The organism is Pseudomonas sp. EL_65y_Pfl2_R96 (assembly GCF_963970905.1).
Taxonomy (GTDB): domain Bacteria; phylum Pseudomonadota; class Gammaproteobacteria; order Pseudomonadales; family Pseudomonadaceae; genus Aquipseudomonas.
Window position 1 is genome coordinate 99,420 of sequence record NZ_CAXAQH010000017.1, and the last position, 20,828, is coordinate 120,247.

At 60.0% G+C, this 20,828-nt stretch carries 22 protein-coding genes; 19 read left to right on the forward strand and 3 right to left on the reverse strand.

Going from position 1 to position 20,828, the window contains the following annotated elements; genetic code table 11:
• The 9 genes from mltG (at position 1) to AACY49_RS18125 (ending at position 7,623) form a co-directional block, all read left to right on the forward strand.
• Positions 1–1,215 carry an endolytic transglycosylase MltG gene (mltG, locus tag AACY49_RS18085; protein WP_258699623.1) on the forward strand — a complete coding sequence of 405 codons (1,215 nt, stop codon included), beginning with the start codon at positions 1–3 and terminating at the stop codon, positions 1,213–1,215.
• Positions 1,216–1,234: 19 nt separating this feature from the next.
• Positions 1,235–1,867 (forward strand): dTMP kinase, encoded by a 633-nt coding sequence (gene tmk, locus AACY49_RS18090; RefSeq protein WP_339525477.1) that lies wholly within the window; start codon positions 1,235–1,237, stop codon positions 1,865–1,867.
• Complete coding sequence (locus tag AACY49_RS18095) at positions 1,860–2,846, forward strand: DNA polymerase III subunit delta' (RefSeq protein ID WP_258699625.1); 987 nt, start codon at positions 1,860–1,862, stop codon at positions 2,844–2,846. Before tmk ends, AACY49_RS18095 begins: the two co-directional genes overlap by 8 nt.
• Before the next feature lie 34 nt (positions 2,847–2,880).
• Positions 2,881–3,243, forward strand: coding sequence for a PilZ domain-containing protein (locus AACY49_RS18100; protein ID WP_258699626.1), 363 nt, complete (start codon positions 2,881–2,883; stop codon positions 3,241–3,243).
• A 14-nt stretch (positions 3,244–3,257) separates the two neighbouring features.
• Positions 3,258–4,049 carry a TatD family hydrolase gene (locus tag AACY49_RS18105; protein ID WP_258699627.1) on the forward strand — a complete coding sequence of 264 codons (792 nt, stop codon included), beginning with the start codon at positions 3,258–3,260 and terminating at the stop codon, positions 4,047–4,049.
• Between the two features lie 394 nt (positions 4,050–4,443).
• The gene (locus tag AACY49_RS18110; protein ID WP_007942012.1) at positions 4,444–5,082 is read left to right on the forward strand and encodes a TetR/AcrR family transcriptional regulator; all 639 of its coding nucleotides are present in this window, start codon (positions 4,444–4,446) and stop codon (positions 5,080–5,082) included.
• A gap of 139 nt (positions 5,083–5,221) precedes the next feature.
• Positions 5,222–6,190: a GTP 3',8-cyclase MoaA gene (locus AACY49_RS18115; protein ID WP_339525478.1), complete on the forward strand. Its 969-nt coding sequence runs from the start codon at positions 5,222–5,224 to the stop codon at positions 6,188–6,190.
• 250 nt (positions 6,191–6,440) lie between these two features.
• Positions 6,441–7,046, forward strand: a complete 606-nt coding sequence (locus AACY49_RS18120; protein WP_258699629.1) for a DUF4823 domain-containing protein — start codon at positions 6,441–6,443, stop codon at positions 7,044–7,046.
• Positions 7,047–7,062: 16 nt separating this feature from the next.
• Positions 7,063–7,623 (forward strand): DUF1285 domain-containing protein, encoded by a 561-nt coding sequence (locus AACY49_RS18125; RefSeq protein ID WP_339525481.1) that lies wholly within the window; start codon positions 7,063–7,065, stop codon positions 7,621–7,623.
• A 62-nt stretch (positions 7,624–7,685) separates the two neighbouring features.
• Here AACY49_RS18125 and AACY49_RS18130 read toward each other — a convergent pair whose 3' ends face one another.
• On the reverse strand, positions 7,686–8,558 hold the full coding sequence (locus AACY49_RS18130) for an esterase/lipase family protein (RefSeq protein ID WP_339525483.1): 873 nt from the start codon (positions 8,556–8,558) through the stop codon (positions 7,686–7,688).
• 252 nt (positions 8,559–8,810) lie between these two features.
• On the opposite strand from AACY49_RS18130, the gene AACY49_RS18135 reads away from it, so the two are divergent.
• From AACY49_RS18135 to AACY49_RS18180, 10 genes are all read left to right on the forward strand, one after another.
• On the forward strand, positions 8,811–9,527 hold the full coding sequence (locus AACY49_RS18135) for a FadR/GntR family transcriptional regulator (protein ID WP_258699631.1): 717 nt from the start codon (positions 8,811–8,813) through the stop codon (positions 9,525–9,527).
• A 125-nt stretch (positions 9,528–9,652) separates the two neighbouring features.
• Positions 9,653–10,528: an SMP-30/gluconolactonase/LRE family protein gene (locus tag AACY49_RS18140; protein ID WP_339525485.1), complete on the forward strand. Its 876-nt coding sequence runs from the start codon at positions 9,653–9,655 to the stop codon at positions 10,526–10,528.
• Between the two features lie 273 nt (positions 10,529–10,801).
• The gene (locus tag AACY49_RS18145) at positions 10,802–11,620 is read left to right on the forward strand and encodes an SDR family oxidoreductase (RefSeq protein ID WP_258699633.1); all 819 of its coding nucleotides are present in this window, start codon (positions 10,802–10,804) and stop codon (positions 11,618–11,620) included.
• Between the two features lie 130 nt (positions 11,621–11,750).
• On the forward strand, positions 11,751–12,755 hold the full coding sequence (locus AACY49_RS18150; protein ID WP_258699634.1) for a substrate-binding domain-containing protein: 1,005 nt from the start codon (positions 11,751–11,753) through the stop codon (positions 12,753–12,755).
• Between the two features lie 65 nt (positions 12,756–12,820).
• The gene (araG, locus tag AACY49_RS18155) at positions 12,821–14,365 is read left to right on the forward strand and encodes an L-arabinose ABC transporter ATP-binding protein AraG (RefSeq protein ID WP_339525488.1); all 1,545 of its coding nucleotides are present in this window, start codon (positions 12,821–12,823) and stop codon (positions 14,363–14,365) included.
• Between the two features lie 9 nt (positions 14,366–14,374).
• Entirely contained in the window at positions 14,375–15,343 is a 969-nt protein-coding gene (gene araH / locus AACY49_RS18160; protein ID WP_258699636.1) for an L-arabinose ABC transporter permease AraH, read from the forward strand.
• Positions 15,344–15,563: 220 nt separating this feature from the next.
• Positions 15,564–16,277, forward strand: coding sequence for a GntR family transcriptional regulator (locus AACY49_RS18165; RefSeq protein WP_258699637.1), 714 nt, complete (start codon positions 15,564–15,566; stop codon positions 16,275–16,277).
• Positions 16,274–17,272, forward strand: coding sequence for an ADP-ribosylglycohydrolase family protein (locus AACY49_RS18170; RefSeq protein WP_339525492.1), 999 nt, complete (start codon positions 16,274–16,276; stop codon positions 17,270–17,272). Before AACY49_RS18165 ends, AACY49_RS18170 begins: the two co-directional genes overlap by 4 nt.
• 220 nt (positions 17,273–17,492) lie before the next feature.
• Positions 17,493–18,959, forward strand: coding sequence for a purine-cytosine permease family protein (locus AACY49_RS18175; protein WP_339525494.1), 1,467 nt, complete (start codon positions 17,493–17,495; stop codon positions 18,957–18,959).
• The gene (locus AACY49_RS18180; protein ID WP_339525496.1) at positions 18,952–19,881 is read left to right on the forward strand and encodes a PfkB family carbohydrate kinase; all 930 of its coding nucleotides are present in this window, start codon (positions 18,952–18,954) and stop codon (positions 19,879–19,881) included. Before AACY49_RS18175 ends, AACY49_RS18180 begins: the two co-directional genes overlap by 8 nt.
• Before the next feature lie 137 nt (positions 19,882–20,018).
• On the opposite strand, the gene AACY49_RS18185 is transcribed toward AACY49_RS18180, so the two are convergent.
• A complete protein-coding gene (locus AACY49_RS18185; RefSeq protein ID WP_258699641.1) occupies positions 20,019–20,399 on the reverse strand; it encodes a Rho termination factor N-terminal domain-containing protein in 381 nt (126 codons plus the stop codon).
• A 118-nt stretch (positions 20,400–20,517) separates the two neighbouring features.
• Positions 20,518–20,772 (reverse strand): hypothetical protein, encoded by a 255-nt coding sequence (locus tag AACY49_RS18190; protein WP_258699642.1) that lies wholly within the window; start codon positions 20,770–20,772, stop codon positions 20,518–20,520.
• Positions 20,773–20,828: the final 56 nt, after the last annotated feature.

Genomic DNA, 20,828 nt, shown 5'->3' on the forward strand with positions numbered 1-20,828 from the left:
GTGAGACGTAAATTCTTGCTGCTGCTGGAAACCGGACTGGTTCTGGCGGGGCTGTTGGCGGGCGCTAGTGCCTGGAAAATTCATTCGGCGCTGGAACAGCCGCTGAACATCACCCAGGGAGAGCTGCTGGAAGTGCCCAGGGGCACTACACCGAACCGCACTTTCATTCGACTTGAAGCCGATGGCGTCATCAAGGACGCTTTCTGGCTGCGCGTGTACTGGCGCTTCAACCTGGCGGGTCAACCGCTGCACAGTGGCGAATACCGCATGGTTCCCGGCATGACCGTCAACGGGCTGATCGACCTGTGGAAGCGCGGGGAAATGGTGCAATACAGCCTGACGTTGGTCGAAGGCTGGAATTTCCATCAGGTTCGCGCGGCCCTGGCCAAGGATGAAAAACTCGAGCAGACCCTCAACGGGCTGAGCGACAGCCAAGTGATGGACAAGCTCGGGCACAGAGGGATTTTCCCCGAAGGGCGATTCTTCCCCGACACGTATCGTTTTGTGCGGGGCATGACCGACGTCGATCTGCTCAAGAAAGCCTACGACCGCCTCGACGAGGTCCTCGCCAAGGAATGGAACCAGCGCGCTGCCGATGTTCCCTACACCGAGCCCTATCAGGCACTGATCATGGCCTCGTTGGTGGAAAAGGAAACCGGTGTACCGCAGGAGCGTCGGCAGATTGCCGGTGTGTTCGTGCGGCGCATGGAGATGGGCATGCTGTTGCAGACCGATCCGACTGTGATTTATGGACTGGGTGATCGTTACAACGGCAAGTTGACCCGCGCTCATCTCAAGGAGCCGACGCCGTATAACACTTACATGATTGCTGGCCTGCCGCCCACACCCATCGCGATGGTGGGCCGCGAAGCGATCCATGCGGCATTGAATCCGGCGGACGGCAACAGCCTGTATTTTGTCGCGCGCGGTGATGGCAGCCACGTGTTCTCCGATGATCTGGACGCCCACAATAATGCGGTGCGCGAGTTTCAGATCAACCGACGTGCCGATTACCGTTCCAGCCCTGCGCCGACTGTTACGCCGCAAACGGAGGACGCTCAGGCGCCTATCCCGGCGGCTTCACCAGATACGGCGCCTGAAGACATGCCGCCCGTAGCGCCGCAAGATCCCGTGCAAGACTCTGTAGAAGAGCCTGCACAAGAACCTGCGCCAGCACCCGAAGCGGATGCGCCCGTGCCGCAAAGCCCGCAATGACTCTGACTAAGGACTGCCTGTGACTGGCTTGTTTGTTACCCTGGAAGGCCCGGAAGGTGCCGGCAAGAGCACCAACCGCGAATACCTGGCCGAGCGTCTGCGCGCTGCCGGGATCGAGGTGGTGTTGACCCGGGAGCCCGGCGGCACACCTCTGGCCGAACGGATCCGTGACGTGCTGTTGGCACCGGTCGATGAGGTCATGAACCCCGACACCGAGCTGCTGTTGGTGTTCGCCGCGCGAGCCCAGCATCTGGCCGAGGTGATCCGTCCGGCGCTGACCCGTGGCGCGGTGGTCCTGTGCGATCGCTTTACCGATTCGACCTACGCTTATCAGGGCGGTGGTCGTGGATTGTCACTGGAGCGCATTGCGACCCTCGAAACGTTCGTCCAGGGTGATCTGCGCCCGGACTTGACGCTGATTTTCGATCTGCCGGTAGAAGTAGGGTTGGCCCGCGCCAGCGCCCGCGGTCGGCTGGACCGCTTCGAGCTCGAAGGCCGAGGTTTTTTTGATGCGGTGCGCACTGCCTTCCTCGAGCGCGCCAAAGCGGATCCTGCGCGTTATGTCTTGGTGGATGCCGCTCAGCCGCTGGCGCAGGTTCAGCAGTCTCTGGATGCCTTGCTGCCACGCCTGCTGGAGTTGACCCGTGGCTGAAGCCTATCCGTGGCAGGACAGTCTCTGGCAGCAATTGGCCGGCCGTGCCCAGCACGCCCACGCCTATTTGCTGCATGGCCCGGCCGGGATCGGCAAGCGTGCGCTGGCCGAGCGCTTGATGGCCAGTTTGTTGTGCCAGCGTCCGACCGCCCAGGATGCTTGCGGCGAGTGCAAGTCCTGCCTGCTGTTGAAGGCTGGCAGCCACCCCGACAACTACATTCTGGAGCCGGAAGAGGCGGACAAGGCGATCAAGGTCGATCAGGTGCGCGATCTGGTCAGCTTCGTGGTTCAGACCTCGCAGATGGGCGGTCGCAAAGTGGTGCTGATCGAGCCGGTCGAGTCGATGAACATCAACGCCGCCAACGCCTTGCTCAAAAGCCTTGAAGAGCCGTCCGGCGACACCGTACTGCTGTTGGTCAGCCACCAGACCAGCCGTCTGCTGCCGACCATCAAGAGTCGTTGCGTGCAGCAGGCCTGTCCATTGCCGAGCGAAGCCATGAGCCTGGCGTGGCTGGCCAAGGCGTTGCCGGACTGCTCGGAAGAGGAACGCATTGAACTGCTGACCCTCGCCGCCGGTTCGCCACTGGCCGCAGTCAAATTGCAGGCACAGGGCGTGCGTGAACAGCGGGCGCTGGTGGTCGAGGGCGTGAAGAAGTTGCTCAAGCAACAGCAATCGCCGACCCAGTTGGCCGAGGAGTGGAAAACCATTCCCATGTTGCTGCTGTTCGACTGGTTCTGTGACTGGTCGAGCCTGATTCTGCGTTATCAGTTGACTCAGGATGAAGCAGGGCTGGGGCTGGCGGACATGCGCAAGGTGATTCAATACCTGGCGCAAAAAGCCGCTCAGGATAAAGTCCTGAATATCCAGGACTGGATTCTCGCCCAGCGCCAGAAAGTCATGAGCAAAGCCAACCTCAATCCGGCGCTGTTGCTGGAGGCGCTGTTGGTGCAATGGGTATCCTTGCCTACCCAGAAGTGACCTAGACTCCGATCATCAGACAGTGGAGGTCAGCATGAACGAACCCGTCAGTCCGGGGCCAGGGCCGCGCAATGGTATTTTGTCCTTGACCATCAAGGACAGGTCCGTGCTCTACGCGGCCTACATGCCATTCATCAAGAACGGCGGCCTGTTTATCCCGACCAACAAGAGCTACAAGTTGGGCGATGAGGTCTTCATGTTGCTGCACCTGATGGACGAACCGGAAAAGATCCCGGTCGCCGGCAAGGTGACCTGGATCACCCCGAAAGGTGCCCAGGGCAACCGGGCCGCCGGGGTCGGCGTGCAGTTCAACGAAGGCGACAACACCGCGCGCAGTCGAATCGAAACCCATTTGGCCGGAGCCCTGAAGTCCGACCGTCCCACTCATACGATGTAAGTTGCAGCCCTTTTATGCTCGTAGATTCCCATTGCCACCTTGACCGCCTCGACCTCACCGCCCACGACGGCTCCCTGGATGCCGCGCTCGATGCGGCTCGCGAGCGTGGGGTAGGGCACTTTCTGTGCATTGGCGTCAGCGTCGAGAACGCCGCCGACGTCAAAGCCCTGGCCGAACGTTATGACGATGTCGATTGTTCGGTCGGTGTGCATCCACTCGATGTACAGCCGGGTGCCGCTCCGGCGCTGGACTGGCTGTTGCGCGAACTCAATCATCCGCGGGTGGTGGCGATCGGTGAAACCGGCCTGGATTACCACTACGAGCCAGAAGCGGCAGAGTTGCAGCAGGAATCGTTCCGTCTGCACCTGCAAGCGGCCGGGCAGACCGGAAAACCGGTGATCATCCATACCCGTGGCGCCCGGGCCGACACCCTTCAACTGTTACGCGAGGCGGCACTGCCTCAGGCGGGGGTGCTGCATTGCTTCACCGAAGACTGGGAGATGGCCAAGGCTGCGCTGGACATGGGGTATTACATTTCCTTGTCCGGTATTGTCACTTTTCGCAATGCCGATGCCCTGCGTGATGTGGCCAGCAGGGTGCCGGCTGACCGGTTGCTGGTAGAAACCGACTCACCTTACCTGGCGCCGATCCCTCATCGCGGCAAACCGAACCTGCCGCAATACGTGCGTGAGGTAGCGGAATTTCTGGCAATGTTGCGAGGAGAGTCCTACGAGCGATTTGCCGAGCAGACTACCGAGAATTTCAAGCGGTTATTTCCGTTGGCGCATGTCAGGACATCGGCGTAACGTTGGGAAAGATCGCAGCCTGCGGCAGCTCCTACGGGCTTTGGTCCTTGAATCGCAGGCAAAAAAAACCCGGGTTCTGGGGGGTGAATCCGGGTTAAGACCATTAGGAGTAAAACGAAAGGTACGCGGTCCTTTGGTACCTTCATCGGCGCGACACTTGGGGGAGATGTCTCGCCGACAGTTGAAGTATTGATCAGTATCGCGCCGAGTCCAGTTTAGCTGGTCGGGTTTTTAAACAAATTTGGAATACGGGCGCTTCGGTTGAGTTCTCATCAACCGGCGAGGCTGCGCGAATTCATCAAGAAACACATATATGGTCGGATGATCCGTGCATTTTTGCGCAAGTTAGGCATAATACGCGGCTTCGAATTTTGACCCCTACAGACCTTTTCTTATGCATAAAGAACCTCGTAAGGTCCGTGAGTTTCGTCGCCGCGAGCAAGAAATTCTCGATACCGCGCTCAAGCTGTTCCTCGAACAAGGTGAAGACAGTGTCACCGTCGAGATGATTGCTGATGCCGTAGGTATCGGCAAAGGCACGATCTACAAGCACTTCAAATCCAAGGCGGAGATCTATCTGCGCCTGATGCTTGATTACGAGCGCGATTTGAACGAGCTGTTGCATTCCGCCGATGTCGATAAGGACAAGGAAGCCCTGTCCCGGGCCTACTTCGAATTTCGCATGCGCGATCCGCAACGCTATCGGTTGTTCGATCGCCTGGAAGAGAAGGTGGTCAAGGGTAATCAGGTGCCGGAGATGGTCGAGGAACTGCACAAGATCCGCGCCTCGAACTTTGAACGCCTGACCCTGCTGATCAAGGGCCGGATCAGCGAAGGCAAGCTCGAAGACGTGCCGCCTTATTTCCATTACTGCGCGGCCTGGGCGCTGGTACACGGCGCCGTGGCGCTGTACCACTCGCCGTTCTGGAGCAATGTGCTGGAAGATCAGGAAGGTTTCTTCCAGTTCCTGATGGACATCGGCGTGCGCATGGGCAACAAGCGCAAACGCGATACCGACACGCCAAGCAGCTGAACCATTCAGTTGCCTTATTGCGCCATGATTTAGCTACATGGCGCAGTACCGCAGGAATATACTCAGGCATAGGGCTTGCTAAAACTTGATTTGTGAGTCAAGTTTTGCGCGTTCGAATCTTCTTTCGCCGGAGTGATCCATGATCGTTGACCGTCAAGGCAGGCGTTTTCGCAATTTGCGGATCAGTCTGACCTCCGCCTGCAACTACGCTTGTACCTACTGCGTGCCCAACGGCAAGCGGCTGGTGGCTGCGCAGGATGAGTTGTCGGCCGAGGCGATGGCACGCGGCGTGGCCTATCTGATCGAAGCGGCGGGGATCGAGCGCTTGCGCATAACCGGTGGCGAGCCACTGGTCAGCCCCAAACTCGAAGCCTTCATGACCGCTGTCGGGCAAATGGGCCTGGCGGACATCAGCTTGACCACCAATGGCCAGTTGTTGGCGAAGAAGCTGCCGCTGCTGGTGGATGCCGGTATTCGGCGCATCAACGTTTCCCTCGATACCCTGGATGCCGGTGCTTTCCGCAGCATTGCGCGGGGCGGTGATCTGGCGACCGTCCTCGACGGTATGGACCAGGCTGCGGCGGCCGGCATGAAGATCAAAGTCAATATGGTGCCGCTGCGTGGGCAGAACCTCGATCAGGTGATGCCGTTGCTCGACTATTGCCTGGAGCGCGGTTACGAGTTGCGCTTCATCGAGTTGATGCGCATGGGCCACCTGGCCAGCGATTCCAACTCTTTCCTGCAACAGTTCGTCAGCCTTCAGCAGTTGCTGAGCCTGATCGGCGAGCGCTACGAGTACCTTCAGGCCGATGCGCCGGTCGATGCCACGGCAGTGCGTTACGAGATTCCGGGGCTGGGCCACTTCGGCGTGATTGCCAACGAAAGCGTTCCGTTCTGTCGCACCTGCTCGCGTCTACGCTTGTCGTCCACTGGCTGGCTGCATGGCTGCCTTTCGTCGAGCAATCGCCACTACGTCGGCGACCTGTTGGACAAGCCCCGTCATCAGGCATTGCCGGCGTTGCAGCGACTGCTGGTCAAAGCGCTGGGGGACAAGCAGGAAGTGGCGTTCTCCGGTGGCGCGACCGTCATGAAAATCATCGGCGGCTGATCGGGCCCTGTGGTGAGGGGAGCTTGCTGTGGCGAGGGAGCTTGCTCCCGCTGGGGCGCGAAGCGGCCCTGAAATTATCAAGCGCATCGTATTCCTTGGAACTTACGACTGCTACGCAGCCGAGCGGGAGCAAGCTCCCTCGCCACAGGTCTGTATTCTCAGCCTGAAAATGCACATGGTCTGAGCTGGCGCGGAAGCTGCATCCAATGGCCATTCGCCGGTTTTCCGTCACCGGCTTCTGGAGGGTAGGATGCGTAGCCTGGTTTTGCTGCTGGCCGTTTTGGCGCTTGGTGGCTGCATGAATGTCAGCGATATGGCCGAAGAGACTCGCTACCACATGAGCGACGTGGGGCTGCTGGACCACAGCGACAGCCGTCGCGTGAATAACTTCCGCATTCAGCCCGACTCGTTCATCTACATCGCTCAGGGTTCTTTTGCACCGCCGGGCAGTGCCTACCCGCGACCTAACGTGGTGGCCGAAGAAGCCTTCAACGGCTTTATCGAATATTTCCCGATGGTTCGCCGCGCCCGCGTGCCGGAAGGCCTCGACGCTGCCATGGGTGAAGCCCGTGCCGCCGGTGCTCACTATCTGCTCTATACGCGTTTTGCCAAGGCCGACGACCGCATCGGCAACTCAGACGATTTGATAGACCAGGAGCGCGCGGATCGCTTCGGAATCGACAGTGGCGTAATTCAGATCATGTTGATCGAGACCAGCACCCAGTATTTGATCGATACTGCACGTATCAAGAGTCGTGGCGGTTTACTGACGTTCTACGACAACAGGCCAGAAGACCTGCTGGGCCCCCCGCTGGAGCAATACGCTCGTAGCCTGTTGGGGCTCCGCGACCAGTAATTCAAAGGAGAACGCCATGAGTGGCCCGCAAAAAGCCAACGACTTGTTGGGGCAAATCCCCAAAACCAAAGGCTTGCCGCCGGTCCACTTGTGGAACCCCGACTTCTGCGGCGACATCGACATGCGCATCGCCCGCGACGGCACCTGGTATTACCTGGGCACGCCGATCGGGCGCAAGCCGATGGTCAAGCTGTTCTCCACCATCATTCGCCGTGACGGCGATGATTACTTTCTGATTACCCCGGTCGAAAAGGTGGGCATCAAGGTCGACGACGCGCCGTTCGTGGCGATTGCCGTGGAGGTTGAAGGCGAGGGCGAGGGCCAGGTCTTGCGCTTTACCACCAACGTCGACGAAACGGCCGATGTCGGCGCTGAGCACCCCATGCGGGTAGTGATCGATCCGGTGACTCAGGAGCCCGCGCCGTACGTGCATGTACGCACCAACCTTGAAGCACTGATTCACCGTAATGTGTTCTACCAACTGGTGGAGCTGGCGGTGACCCGGGAAATCGACGGGCAGCGTTGGCTAGGTGTCTGGAGCGGTGGTGAATTCTTCCCTGTCGGGCTTGAGCCGTAAGGCGCTGAGCGTCTGTGCTGTGAAAAACGGCCCGTTATTTCAACGGGCCGTTTTTTATGGGCTTACAAACCCTTGCTCTTGAGCCGGGCGGCATGTTCAAGGTAGAGCCTGACCGGGCTCACATTCCAGCTGGTGATCCCGGCCATCTGATTGACGGCGTCAAAGTGGTCCATCGGGTAATCCGAGCGAATCACTTTCCCCAGGTGCGAGCTGTAGCGGCCAACCAGCCCATCGTTGGCGTGCTTCTCTTTATAAAATAACTGCGACAGCACTTTACAGTTCAAATGGGTTGGGTCGAGTAGCTGCAGGCTTTGAAAGTTCTGCACGATCCCGCTCCAGGAGTAGTAATACACGCCGTTTTCAATTTCGTTGCCTTCACCACCCCAAACCTTCGGCACCCCTTGCGGGTACTTGCGGTTGAAGGCGGCCAAGCCTGCGCTGGTCAGCGATTCGAAAGCTGCTTGAGGATCCACGGGGTTTTCCGGGTGGCCGCTGATCAACGAAATGAAGGTGCCGACGGCGCTTAGCAGGGCCAGTACAAACGCTTCGGGCAACTCTCCGGGTGTCAGCGCTTTGTGCAGTTGGTCGGCAATCTCGGAGCCGTGATTGGGGCAGCTGACCGAGGTGACCGACGCGACCTTTTCCGGGTGCAGGGCCGCTACGTAGCGCGCGGCCAGCGGGCCTTGGCTATGACCGATCAGATTGACCTTGGCGGCTCCCGTTTCGCGCAAAATTCGGTTGACGTGTTCGAGCAGTTTTTCACCGCGTTCTTCATTGCCGTTGACGGTTGGAATATTCACGGCAAACACCTGAGCGCCCGCGCGTTCCAGGACTTCCTCGATTTCGAAGAAGTAGGGATAACCGGCGATTCTATCGAAGCCGAAAAGACCGTGAACCAACACAATGGGGTATTTCGTAGACGCATCCATGTCCATGTTCATACCTATCGATAGCGGAATTTAGTGAAACAGAGACTGCTGACTGCTTGATCTGTTGCGGGCTTACCGTAGTTTACAAAACGGGTAGGTTCAAAGCGCTCAGGCGGTATTCGGACGAACAGTCACGCCCCTGTCGGCGGGCCCCCTGAAAATCCAATTGACAGCCAATCATATGATGATTAGCGTGACATCCATCGCGAACGGCTTTTGTGTCGTTTCGTTTTTTGTCACCGGGGCGATGAGGTACCCATGTCCAGCAGCTTCCATGCGTCGACGGTTGATTGGCTGGGGTGCTGGATTGCCGCTGGCCAGGTGAAGCCCGGCGAAACCATCAAGGTTGAAGCCGACCTGGGCGAGCAGCTCGGGGTCAGCCGTACGGTTATCCGTGAAGCCATCAAAACCCTGGTGGCCAAAGGCATGCTCGAAGTCGGGCCGAAGGTCGGTACGCGGGTGTTGCCGGTGCGGCGCTGGAACCTTTTCGACCCGCAAGTCGTCGGCTGGCTGTCGCGTAGCGGATTGCCGGAAAATTTTGTCGACGACCTGCTCGACCTGCGTCGCACCATCGAACCCATGGCGGTGCGCTGGGCCTGCGAACGTGCGACCGTCGAGCAGGTTCAGGCCGTACTCCAGGCCTACAACGCGCTGGAACGAGCCGTGGACAGCGGCATCGATTACAACCGCGCCGACCAGTTCTTCCACGAATGCATCCTCGCCGCCAGCCACAATCAATTCATCGAACAAATGGTCCCGGCCCTCGGCGCACTGCTGGCAGTGTCTTTCGAAGTCTCTGCCGCCGACCCGGATGAACTGCGTCGAACGTTGCCGATTCACAAAGACATGGCCAACGCCATCGCCGCCCGGGATGCCGCGCGGGGTGTGTGGGCTTGCATGACTCTGATCGATAACGCGGACCTGGCCATCAAGCGCTTCTACCCCCAAGTCATGGCCGACAAGAAGGCCAGCTAACAATAAAGAACCCCTTGTGGGAGCGAGCCTGCTCGCGAAAGCGGTTGTTCAGTCGACATCTATGCCGAATGTGACTCAGTCATCGCGAGCAGGCTCGCTCCCACACAAAGCAAAAAGGAGGCTTCATGACGTGGACAGCGGTTACCGGACACCGTGCGCGACTCGGCGAAGGCCCGTTCTGGGATGCACCGACCCAGGCGCTGTATTGGGTAGACATCGCGGGTAAACAAGCGCTGAGGCTGATCGGCGCCAATGTGGAAATCTGGCAGATGCCGGAGCACGTGTCCGCGTTCATCCCCTGCGAAAGCGGCGATGCCCTGGTGACATTGAGCAGCGGGGTTTACCGGTTGGACCTGGATTCCCCTGGCCTGGAACCTCGGCTGACCTTGCTCTGCGTGGCCGATCCGCAACCCGGCAATCGCGCCAACGAAGCCCGCTGTGATGCCCAGGGCCAGCTCTGGCTGGGCACCATGCAAAACAACATCGGTGAACAGGGCGAGGATCTACCCATCGTGCGCCGCTCCGGTGGCCTGTTTCGCATTGACCGCGATGCCCGGGTCACGCCGCTGCTTCGAGGGTTGGGCATCCCTAATACATTGCTGTGGAGCGACGACGGCACAACCCTGTATTTCGCCGACAGTCTCGACAGCACGCTTTACCGGCATTTCATCCATACCGACGGCAACCTCGACACCGCCCATGTCTGGTTTGGCCCCCATGAACGTGGTGGCCCCGACGGTTCCGCGATGGATGCCGAGGGCTATATATGGAATGCCCGTTGGGATGGCAGTTGTCTGCTCAGGCTGAGCCCGGACGGGCATGTTGATCGGGTGATCGAACTGCCGGTCAGCCGTCCCACCAGTTGCGTGTTCGGTGGCGAAGACTTCAAAACCCTGTACATCACCAGTGCTGCGAGCCCGCTCAACCACCCGCTGGATGGCGCGTTGCTGTCGGTTCGAGTCGATGTGCCTGGAAAACGCTGTCAGCGATTCGCCGGTTAAATCCCTAAATATGGGATGTAAAATTATATATTGAGATTGTTCGGCAGCCGGGTTTATAGTCGGCTCCATCAGTTACACGCACTCACACTTAAAAAAACAAAACAGGTGAAGTGATGCAGCGATATTCCACCGCACTCCCTTACGGAGTCAGCGCTTCAGGCCGCCTCGACGCCCGGGCGTTTTCACGTCTGTCTGCCTATTCTCAAAAGCCTTTTGACCGGACATCGACAGATGTCCGGTTTTCGTCGTGCCTTCAAACAGGAGTGTTGATCCATGGCTGAACCTCTTTCCTTGCCACCGGTACCCGAACCGCCCAAGGGTGAGCGCCTGAAAAACAAGGTCGTGCTGCTGACCGGCGCGGCTCAGGGCATTGGCGAAGCGATTGTCGCGACCTTCGCCTCCCAGCAGGCCAGGCTGATCATCAGCGATATCCAGGCCGAAAAAGTCGAAAAAGTCGCGGCGCACTGGCGCGAACAAGGTGCGGATGTCGTGGCGATCAAGGCCGACGTCTCGCGCCAGCAAGACCTGCACGCCATGGCCAAACTGGCCATTGAGCTTCATGGCCGGATCGACGTGCTGGTCAACTGCGCCGGGGTCAATGTGTTCCGCGATCCGCTGCAAATGACCGAGGAAGACTGGCGTCGCTGCTTCGCCATCGACCTGGACGGCGCCTGGTATGGCTGCAAAGCTGTGCTGCCGCAAATGATCGAGCAGGGCATCGGCAGCATCATCAACATCGCCTCGACCCATTCCACCCACATTATTCCAGGTTGCTTCCCTTATCCGGTGGCCAAGCATGGCTTGCTCGGGCTGACCCGTGCCTTGGGCATCGAATACGCACCCAAGGGCATTCGCGTTAACGCCATCGCGCCGGGCTACATCGAAACCCAACTGAACGTCGATTACTGGAACGGTTTTGCCGACCCCCATGCCGAACGTCAGCGCGCCTTCGACCTACATCCACCACGACGCATCGGCCAGCCGATTGAAGTGGCGATGACGGCTGTGTTTCTGGCCAGCGATGAAGCACCGTTCATCAACGCCTCGTGCATCACCATCGATGGTGGGCGTTCGGTGATGTACCACGACTGAATAACGCGGGTTTCAGGCGCGAAACTACGTCTGAAATTCAATCATCATACGATATGACTATTGGCTGCATGCTTCGACCGCTGTATTGGCTTTCAAATAACGCTCAAAAAAAATAACAAGGAGTCAGCTTATGAAACGTCGTCGTGGGATCCGTTCCCTGTGCTGTGCCGCTTTGGCGGTCACCGCGGTCAGCCTGAGCAGTACGTTGCTGGCGGCCGAGGAAGTGAAGATCGGTTTTCTGGTCAAGCAAGCCGAAGAGCCCTGGTTCCAGACCGAATGGGCTTTCGCCGAAAAGGCCGGCAAAGACAAGGGCTTCACCGTCATCAAGATCGCCGTGCCTGACGGCGAGAAAACCCTCTCGGCCATCGACAGCCTGGCGGCCAACGGCGCCAAGGGCTTCGTGATCTGCCCGCCGGACGTATCCCTGGGGCCTGCGATCATGGCCAAGGCCAAGCTCAACGGTTTGAAAGTGATCGCCGTCGATGACCGCTTTGTCGATGCCGGCGGCAAGTTCATGGAAGATGTGCCGTACCTCGGCATGGCCGCCTTCGAAGTCGGCCAGAAGCAGGGCGCCGCCATGGCTGCCGAAGCGAAAAAACGCGGCTGGGACTGGAAAGAAACCTATGCGGTGATCAACACCTTCAACGAACTCGACACCGGCAAGAAACGCACCGACGGTTCGGTTAAAGCCCTGGAAGACGCCGGGATGCCGAAAGACCACATCCTGTTCTCGGCCCTCAAAACCCTCGACGTACCGGGCAGCATGGACGCCACCAACTCGGCGCTGGTGAAACTGCCGGGCGCGGCGAAAAACCTGATCATCGGCGGCATGAACGACAACACCGTGCTGGGTGGCGTGCGCGCCACCGAAAGCGCCGGTTTTGCCGCCGCCAACGTGATTGGCATCGGCATCAACGGCACCGATGCCATCGGCGAATTGAAAAAAGCCAACAGCGGCTTCTTCGGCTCGATGCTGCCGAGCCCGCACATCGAGGGCTACAACACCGCCAGCATGATGCATGAGTGGGTCACCACCGGCAAAGAACCGCCTAAATACACCGCCATGGACGACGTGACACTGATCACGCGTGACAACTTCAAGCAGGAACTGGAAAAGATCGGCCTGTGGAATTGAGGGTCGGTTGATTTCATCGGTGGCCCTGGCAACGGGGCTGCCTGATCGGTGTGAAGAGGTGGGTTATGCACGCACAAGTACAGACACACGGACACAGCGTTGGCGGCAGCTTGCGCTTCAACGGGATCGGCAAAACCTTTCCCGGGGTGAAGGCGCTGGACGGCATCAGCTTCGTCGCCCATCCGGGGCAGGTTCACGCCTTGATGGGTGAGAACGGCGCCGGTAAATCGACGTTGCTGAAAATCCTTGGCGGTGCTTACACGCCGAGCAGTGGTGACCTGCGGATCGGCGAGCAGACGAGGGTCTTCAAGTCCACTGCCGACAGCATTGGCAGCGGGGTCGCGGTGATTCATCAGGAGCTGCACCTGGTGCCGGAAATGACCGTGGCCGAGAACCTGTTTCTCGGCCATTTGCCGGCGAGTTTCGGCCTGATCAATCGCGGCGCTTTGCGTCAGCAAGCGCTGGCCTGCCTCAAAGGCCTGGCCGATGAAATCGATCCGCAAGAGAAGGTCGGGCGCTTGTCCCTCGGCCAGCGGCAACTGGTGGAAATCGCCAAGGCACTGTCCCGTGGCGCGCATGTGATCGCGTTCGACGAACCCACCAGCAGCCTGTCGGCGCGGGAGATCGATCGCTTGATGGCGATCATCGGTCGCCTGCGGGACGAAGGCAAAGTGGTGCTTTACGTCTCTCATCGCATGGAAGAAGTGTTCCGCATCTGCAACGCGGTGACGGTATTCAAGGACGGCCGCTTCGTGCGCACCTTCGAGGACATGAGCGCGCTGAGCCATGACCAGTTGGTGACGTGCATGGTCGGTCGCGACATTCAGGACATCTACGATTACCGCAGTCGTCCCCGTGGCGCGGTGGCGCTCAAGGTCGACGGTTTACTGGGGCCGGGCTTGCGTGAGCCGGTGAGTTTCGAGGTGCACAAGGGTGAAATCCTCGGGCTGTTTGGCCTGGTCGGGGCCGGGCGCACCGAGCTGTTCCGGATGCTCAGCGGGCTTACGCGCAACACGGCGGGGCGCCTGGAACTGCGCGGTCATGAACTGAAATTGCACTCACCACGCGATGCCATCGCGGCGGGGATTCTGCTGTGCCCCGAGGACCGCAAGAAGGAGGGCATCCTGCCGCTCGCCAGCGTCGCCGAGAACATCAATATCAGCGCACGCGGCGCTCATTCCACCTTCGGTTGCCTGTTACGTGGGTTGTGGGAAAAGGGCAACGCCGACAAGCAGATCAAGGCGCTGAAGGTGAAGACGCCCAACGCGGCGCAGAAAATCATGTACCTGTCTGGTGGCAATCAGCAGAAGGCGATTCTCGGTCGCTGGCTGTCGATGCCGATGAAAGTCCTGCTGCTCGACGAGCCGACCCGGGGCATCGACATCGGCGCAAAAGCGGAGATCTACCAGATCATCCATAACCTGGCCGCCAGCGGCATCGCGGTGATTGTGGTGTCCAGCGACCTGATGGAAGTCATGGGCATTTCCGACCGCATCCTGGTGCTTTGCGAAGGCGCCATGCGCGGCGAACTGACCCGCGAACAAGCCAATGAATCCAACCTGCTGCAATTGGCGTTGCCACGCCAACGCGCTACCGACGTGGCGAACTGAGAGGTGACTATGACCATCCAAAACAACGCTCTGCCAACCCCGCGCAAACCTCTGGACTTGCGGCGCTTTCTCGATGATTGGGTGATGCTGCTGGCGGCCATCGGGATCTTCGTGCTCTGCACCTTGCTGATCGATAACTTCCTTTCGCCGCTGAACATGCGTGGCCTGGGCCTGGCGATTTCCACCACCGGGATTGCCGCGTGCACCATGTTGTATTGCCTGGCGTCCGGGCATTTCGACTTGTCGGTGGGCTCGGTGATTGCTTGCGCCGGCGTGGTCGCGGCGGTGGTGATGCGTGACACCGACAGCGTGTTCCTTGGCGTGAGCGCTGCGCTGGTGATGGGGCTGATTGTCGGGCTGATCAACGGGATCGTGATCGCCAAGCTACGGGTCAATGCGTTGATCACCACGCTGGCGACGATGCAGATCGTTCGTGGCCTGGCTTACATTTTTGCTAATGGCAAAGCGGTGGGCGTGTCCCAGGAGCAGTTTTTCGTGTTCGGTAACGGCCAGTTGTTTGGGGTGCCGGTGCCGATTCTGATCACCATCGTCTGCTTCCTGTTTTTCGGTTGGTTGCTGAATTACACCACCTACGGGCGCAACACCATGGCCATCGGCGGCAACCAGGAAGCGGCGTTGCTGGCCGGGGTCAATGTTGACCGGACCAAGATCATCATCTTCGCCGTGCACGGTGTGATCGGTGCGTTGGCCGGGGTGATTCTGGCGTCGCGGATGACGTCCGGTCAGCCGATGATTGGCCAGGGTTTCGAGCTGACGGTGATCTCCGCTTGCGTGCTGGGTGGGGTATCGCTGAGTGGTGGGATCGGGATGATTCGGCATGTGATTGCCGGGGTGCTGATTCTGGCGATCATCGAGAATGCGATGAACCTGAAGAACATCGATACGTTTTATCAGTACGTGATTCGCGGTTCGATCCTGTTGCTGGCGGTGGTGATCGACCGATTGAAACAACGCTGATTTTCCTGGTGGGAGTGGCGTGTCATTGATCGTTCCCACGCTCTGCGTGGGAATGCAGCCCGGGACGCTCCGCGTCCCAGCAGCGGACGCAGAGCGTCCATTGAGGCATTCCCACGCGGAGCATGGGAACGATCATTTGGAGGATCCTTCACCCACTTTCACAAAATATTCCTTGCTCGCCCCAACCCGTTTCAGCTATGACGGTACACCCGAGGTGTACATGATTAGACCGCTACGAATTGACAAGAAACAACAGGTGAGCGACGAGCTCATCCGGCGCATCGAAAGCGGCCTCATGGAGGACGGTATTCTATTGCCGGGCGAACATCGATTGGCTCAAGCCTTCAAGGTCAGCCACGGCACATTGCGTGAAGCGCTGGTCGAACTGAAACGACGCCACAACCTCGCCACGCAAAGCGCGGTGGGCTCCATCGTCACTTACGACGGGGTGGTGCTCGATCAACGCAACGGCTGGGGCAAGGCACTGGCCGACAGCGGGGCGTTGATCAACACTGAAGTGCTGCGGCTGGAGGCAGTGTCCCGTCCTGACCTGCTACCACGTTTGGGCATCGATCAGTTCATCACCCTCGACCGTCGCCGCCGCGGCACCGATGGCACGCTGGTGTCCCTTGAACGCTCATTGATGCCTGCCACCGGAGGCCTGGAAGGCCTGCCGCGAGTCGGTCTGATCGATGACTCCCTGACCATCACGTTGGCCGCCTACGGTTACATTGGCGACCACGGGGATCAATGGATCGGTGCCGAACCCTTGAATGCCGAAGATGCCAAGTTGCTCGGGCGCCCGGAGGGCACGGTGTTCCTCAAGGCCCTGCGCACCACTTACGACCGTCAGAACCGCTTCATGGAACAAGTCGAAAGCCTGCTCGATCCGGTGCATTTTCGTCTGCACCTGCAAATTGGAACTGCAAAATGATCGCGCTCGACCATGCCCTCGGCGCGTTCTACGGACTGGCCTTGGGTGATGCGTTGGGCATGCCGACACAATCCCTGAGCCGCGCCGAGATCAAGGCGCGCTTTGGCGAAATCACGGAGCTGCACGACGCAGGCCCCGATCAACCGATCGCCGCGAACATGCCCAAAGGCTCGATCACTGACGATACCGAACAGGCGATCCTGATCGGCCAGTTGTTGATTGACGGCGAGGGCCGGATCGAACCGACGGTGCTTGCCCAACGATTGATCGAATGGGAAGCCGGGATGCGGGCCAAGGGTTCGCAGGATTTACTCGGCCCCTCGACCAAGCGCGCGATCGAGATGATCCTCGCCGGCTACTCGCCAGAGGAGGCGGGGCGTTACGGCACCACCAATGGCGCGGCAATGCGCATCACGCCGGTGGGGATTGCCGCCGATGTGACCGATCCCGAGCGTTTCATCCGCGCCGTGGTGCTAGCCTGTCAGGTCACCCACAACACCTCGCTGGGAATTTCCAGCGCGGCGGCGGTGGCGGCGGTGGTTTCTGCCGGGATCAACGGCATGGACCTGGGGGAGGCGTTGAACCTCGGCCAGCAGATTGCGCAGCAAGCCGAAGGTCATGGCCACTGGGTTGCCGGCGGGCGTATTGCCTCGCGCATCCGTTGGGCGCGGAGCATCAGCGTTGACAGCGACAAGGCGTTGCTGGCGGACTTGCTCTACGATGTGATCGGCACTTCGGTGGCCTCACAGGAATCGGTGGTGGTGTCGTTTGCGCTGGCTCAGCAAGTAGCCATTGATAAGATGAGTGCCTTCGAAGCGCTGTGCATGGCGGCCAGTCTGGGCGGAGATACCGACACCATCGCGGCGATTCTCGGCGCCATGCTCGGCGCTTGTCTGGGGCTTGAGAGTTGGCCTGTGGCGATGATCGAGCAGGTTAAAGCGGTAAATGATTTACAGCTGGAACCGTTGGTGCAGGGGCTGTTGGCTCTGCGTTGACTGGACTGGCGTCTTCGCGGGCAAGCCCGCTCCCACAGGGATAGTACAAACCTTGAGATGCACGCCGTACCTGTGGGAGCGGGCTTGCCCGCGATGGACGCATCACATACTTGAATTTTTCACTCGCAATGGAGCGCACAAACATGGCCAGGATCGCCGGAAAGTTATATCGACTTCCGAATTGCCCACAACTACAACAATGGCAACAGGAGCAGTTTTCATGAGTTCATCGAAAGCCGGGCAAAGTGCCGGGCAACTGGAAACCCGTGGCATCGAACCGGTGCCGGAAGGCGAGTGCAACGGTCATCCGCTGCAGCTGTTCTGGGTCTGGTTCGCGGCGAACATTTCCATCCTCGGCCTGCCGTTGGGCGCCACGCTGGTGGCCTTCCGCGGCTTGGCGATCTGGCAGGCGATCATCGTCGCCATCCTCGGTGCCGCCGGTTCTTTCGCGGTGGTGGGGATCATCTCCATTGCCGGTCGTCGTGGTCGCGCACCGAGCCTGACGCTGTCGCGGGCGATCTTCGGTGTGCGCGGCAATATCGGCCCGACGCTGGTCTCGCTGATGTCGCGTCTGGGTTGGGAAACCGTTAACACCACCACCGCCGCATTCGTCTTGCTGTCGCTGTGCTCGATTTTGTTCGGCTCGCCGGTGGAAGCCAAAAGCGCGCCGCTGCTGACCCTGGTGTTCATCGCGATGTTCGTGCTGCTGACGTTGTCGGTGTCCGGCCTCGGTCACGCCACGTTGCTGGTGATCCAGAAATGGGCGACCTACGTGTTCGGTGCGTTGAACATCCTGGTGGGCGGTTTTCTCTGCGCGACCATTGACTGGAGTGCCGTGTTCAACGCCACGCCAGCACCCCTGAGCGCGATGATCATCGGCATCGGCACCATGGCCGCCGGCACCGGGATCGGTTGGGCCAACGCCGGTGCCGACATGTCGCGCTACCAACACAGCAGTGTCAAAGCCGTGCGTCTGGTGGCGTCGGCGGCCTTCGGTGCGGGGATTCCGCTGGTGCTGCTGATCACCCTCGGCGGTCTGCTGTCGGTGGGCAACAATGATCTGGCCTCGGCCACTGACCCGATAGTCGCGATCCGCGACATGCTGCCGACCTGGATGGCCGTGCCGTACCTGATCACTGCGTTCGGCGGGTTGCTGCTGTCGAACAACCTGTCGGTGTACTCCGCCGGTTTGACCACCTTGACCCTCGGCCTGAAGGTCAAACGCGTGTATGCGGTGGTGGTCGATATCATTGCGATCTTTGCTGGTTCCATCTACTTCATGCTGATCGCCGAGAGCTTTTACGGCCCGTTTATCACCTTCATTTCCTTGCTGGCGGTGCCGATCACGGCGTGGGTCGGGATCTTCGTGGTCGACCTGATCCATCGTCATTACTACAGCCCCAAAGACCTGCTGGACGTCAGCCCGGGTAGCGCCTACTGGTATCGCGGTGGCGTCGAGTGGCGCGCGTTTGGTGCATGGGCGGTGGCGATTGTGCTGGGGTTCAGTTTCACCACCATTGGCACCACCGAACAGGATGTCTGGTTCCGGGGCTTTCTGTCCGACTCCTGGCTGGGGCACAACGGCCTGGGCTGGATCGTGACGTTCGTGGTGGCCGGTGGCATTTACCGGGTACTCGGCGGCGCCAGGGACCGCCGCGCCGCGTTGTTCGAGCCGGCTCATGCCTAAACTATTGCACACCGGCCAGGTCATCATCGACCTGGTCATGGCCGTGGATGAACTGCCTCATTCGGGTGGCGACGTGCTGGCGCAATCGGCCCGTTTCGAGGCCGGCGGCGGCTTCAATGTAATGGCTGCGGCCCAGCGAAATGGCTTGCCGGTGGTCTACCTCGGGCGCCATGGCAAGGGCCGTTTCGGCGACCTGGCCCGGGAGGCGATGAAGGCTGAAGGGATTCGGATTGGCCTCGATCAGAGCACCGAGCGCGACACCGGAGTGTGCGTCGCGCTGACCGAAGCCTCGGCCGAGCGCACGTTCATTTCCTACATCGGTGCCGAAGGCGAATTGACCGCTGAAGACCTGACGAGTGTGCCGGCCGAGGCGGGTGACTTTGTCTATGTCAGCGGCTATAGCCTGCTGCAGGGCGGCAAGGCGCAGGTGCTGGTGGATTGGGTGGTGGCTTTGCCGGACGGGACCAAGGTGGTGTTCGATCCGGGCCCGCTGGTGGATTCGCCGGACGCGCCGCTGATGAAGGCGTTGTTGCCACGCATCGATCTGTGGACCAGCAACCGTGTCGAGGCGCTGCGGTTTACCGGGGCGAAGGATATCGACGAGGCATTGAATCGGCTGGCGGATCATCTGCCGACCGAGGTGTTGACGGTGGTACGCGATGGGCCGCAAGGGTGCTGGATCAGCCTGCGCGGCGATCACCAGCATGTGCCAGGATTCAAGGTCGTGGCGGTGGACAGCAACGGCGCAGGGGATGCTCACGCGGGAGTTTTTGTCACCGGGTTGGCGCACGGATTATCGGCAGTCGAAGCGGCTTTGCGGGCGAATGCGGCTGCGGCGTTGGCGGTCACTCGCTGGGGGCCGGCGACTTCGCCGGGGACGGCTGAGGTGGATGCGTTGATTCGCGAGACCTATGGCGCCTGATTGACCGCTATCGCGAGCAGGCTCGCTCCCACATTGGATATCTATGTCAGCCGACAATATCTCGGCCAACAGCGATCAACTGTGGGAGCGAGCCTGCTCGCGAAGGGGGCCTCAAACTCACCCTCAAATCCGAACGCTTATCCGGCCTTGCGCAACGCCTCGATCAACGCCTGCTTGCGCATGCTCGAGCGCCCCGGAATCTTCTTCGCCCGGGCTTCTTTCATCAGGCTGTCCACCGTCTGCGTCTCGCGCGAAGCCTTGCTGTTGCGCGGCTTGCCTTCACGGGTGGCCACCGCACGACGGGCTGATTCCTTGCGATCTGCAGACTTGGCGCTGGCCGGCTTCTTGCGCCCGGAACCGCCGGCGCGTTCACCGCCACCCGACTGCTTGTTCACCGTGGCCCAGGCGCGAGCTTCGGCTTCATCTTTGGACACGCCTTTGTGCTCGTAGCTCTCTTCGATGTGTTCGGCTTTGCGTTTTTGCTCGGCGGTGTATTTGTCTTTGCTTCCACGAGGCATGGGATTTCTCCTTGCTTCAGGTGTGTATCCGTAGGCGCTGGCGAAGGCTTGGCTCGCGTTCGGACGATCTTTTGATCTTCGAATCCAAAGATCGCAGCCTGCGGCAGCTCCTACACGGTCAGACGTCCAGCTTGCGCGCCGCCTCAACCCCTGCGGCGCTGAGTTTGATCGGCAGGTTCAGCGAGTGCTCGCCGGTTTCGTTGCAGATCACATGACCGTGCTGGATCAGCCCGCGCTCCTGCAGCGTGGCGAGGGTGCTGGCCACGACTTTCTCCCCCCGGTAATTGTCCAGAACCTCCTTGCCCAAGCCACTTGGGTGGGCGTGCAGCAGGCGGGTCAGGACTTCTTTCTCCAGGTTTTTATCGACGTTCATGGTTACCTCTTGGTTGGGATGGACGGGTATTGCACCAGGCTCGCATCGGCGAGCCC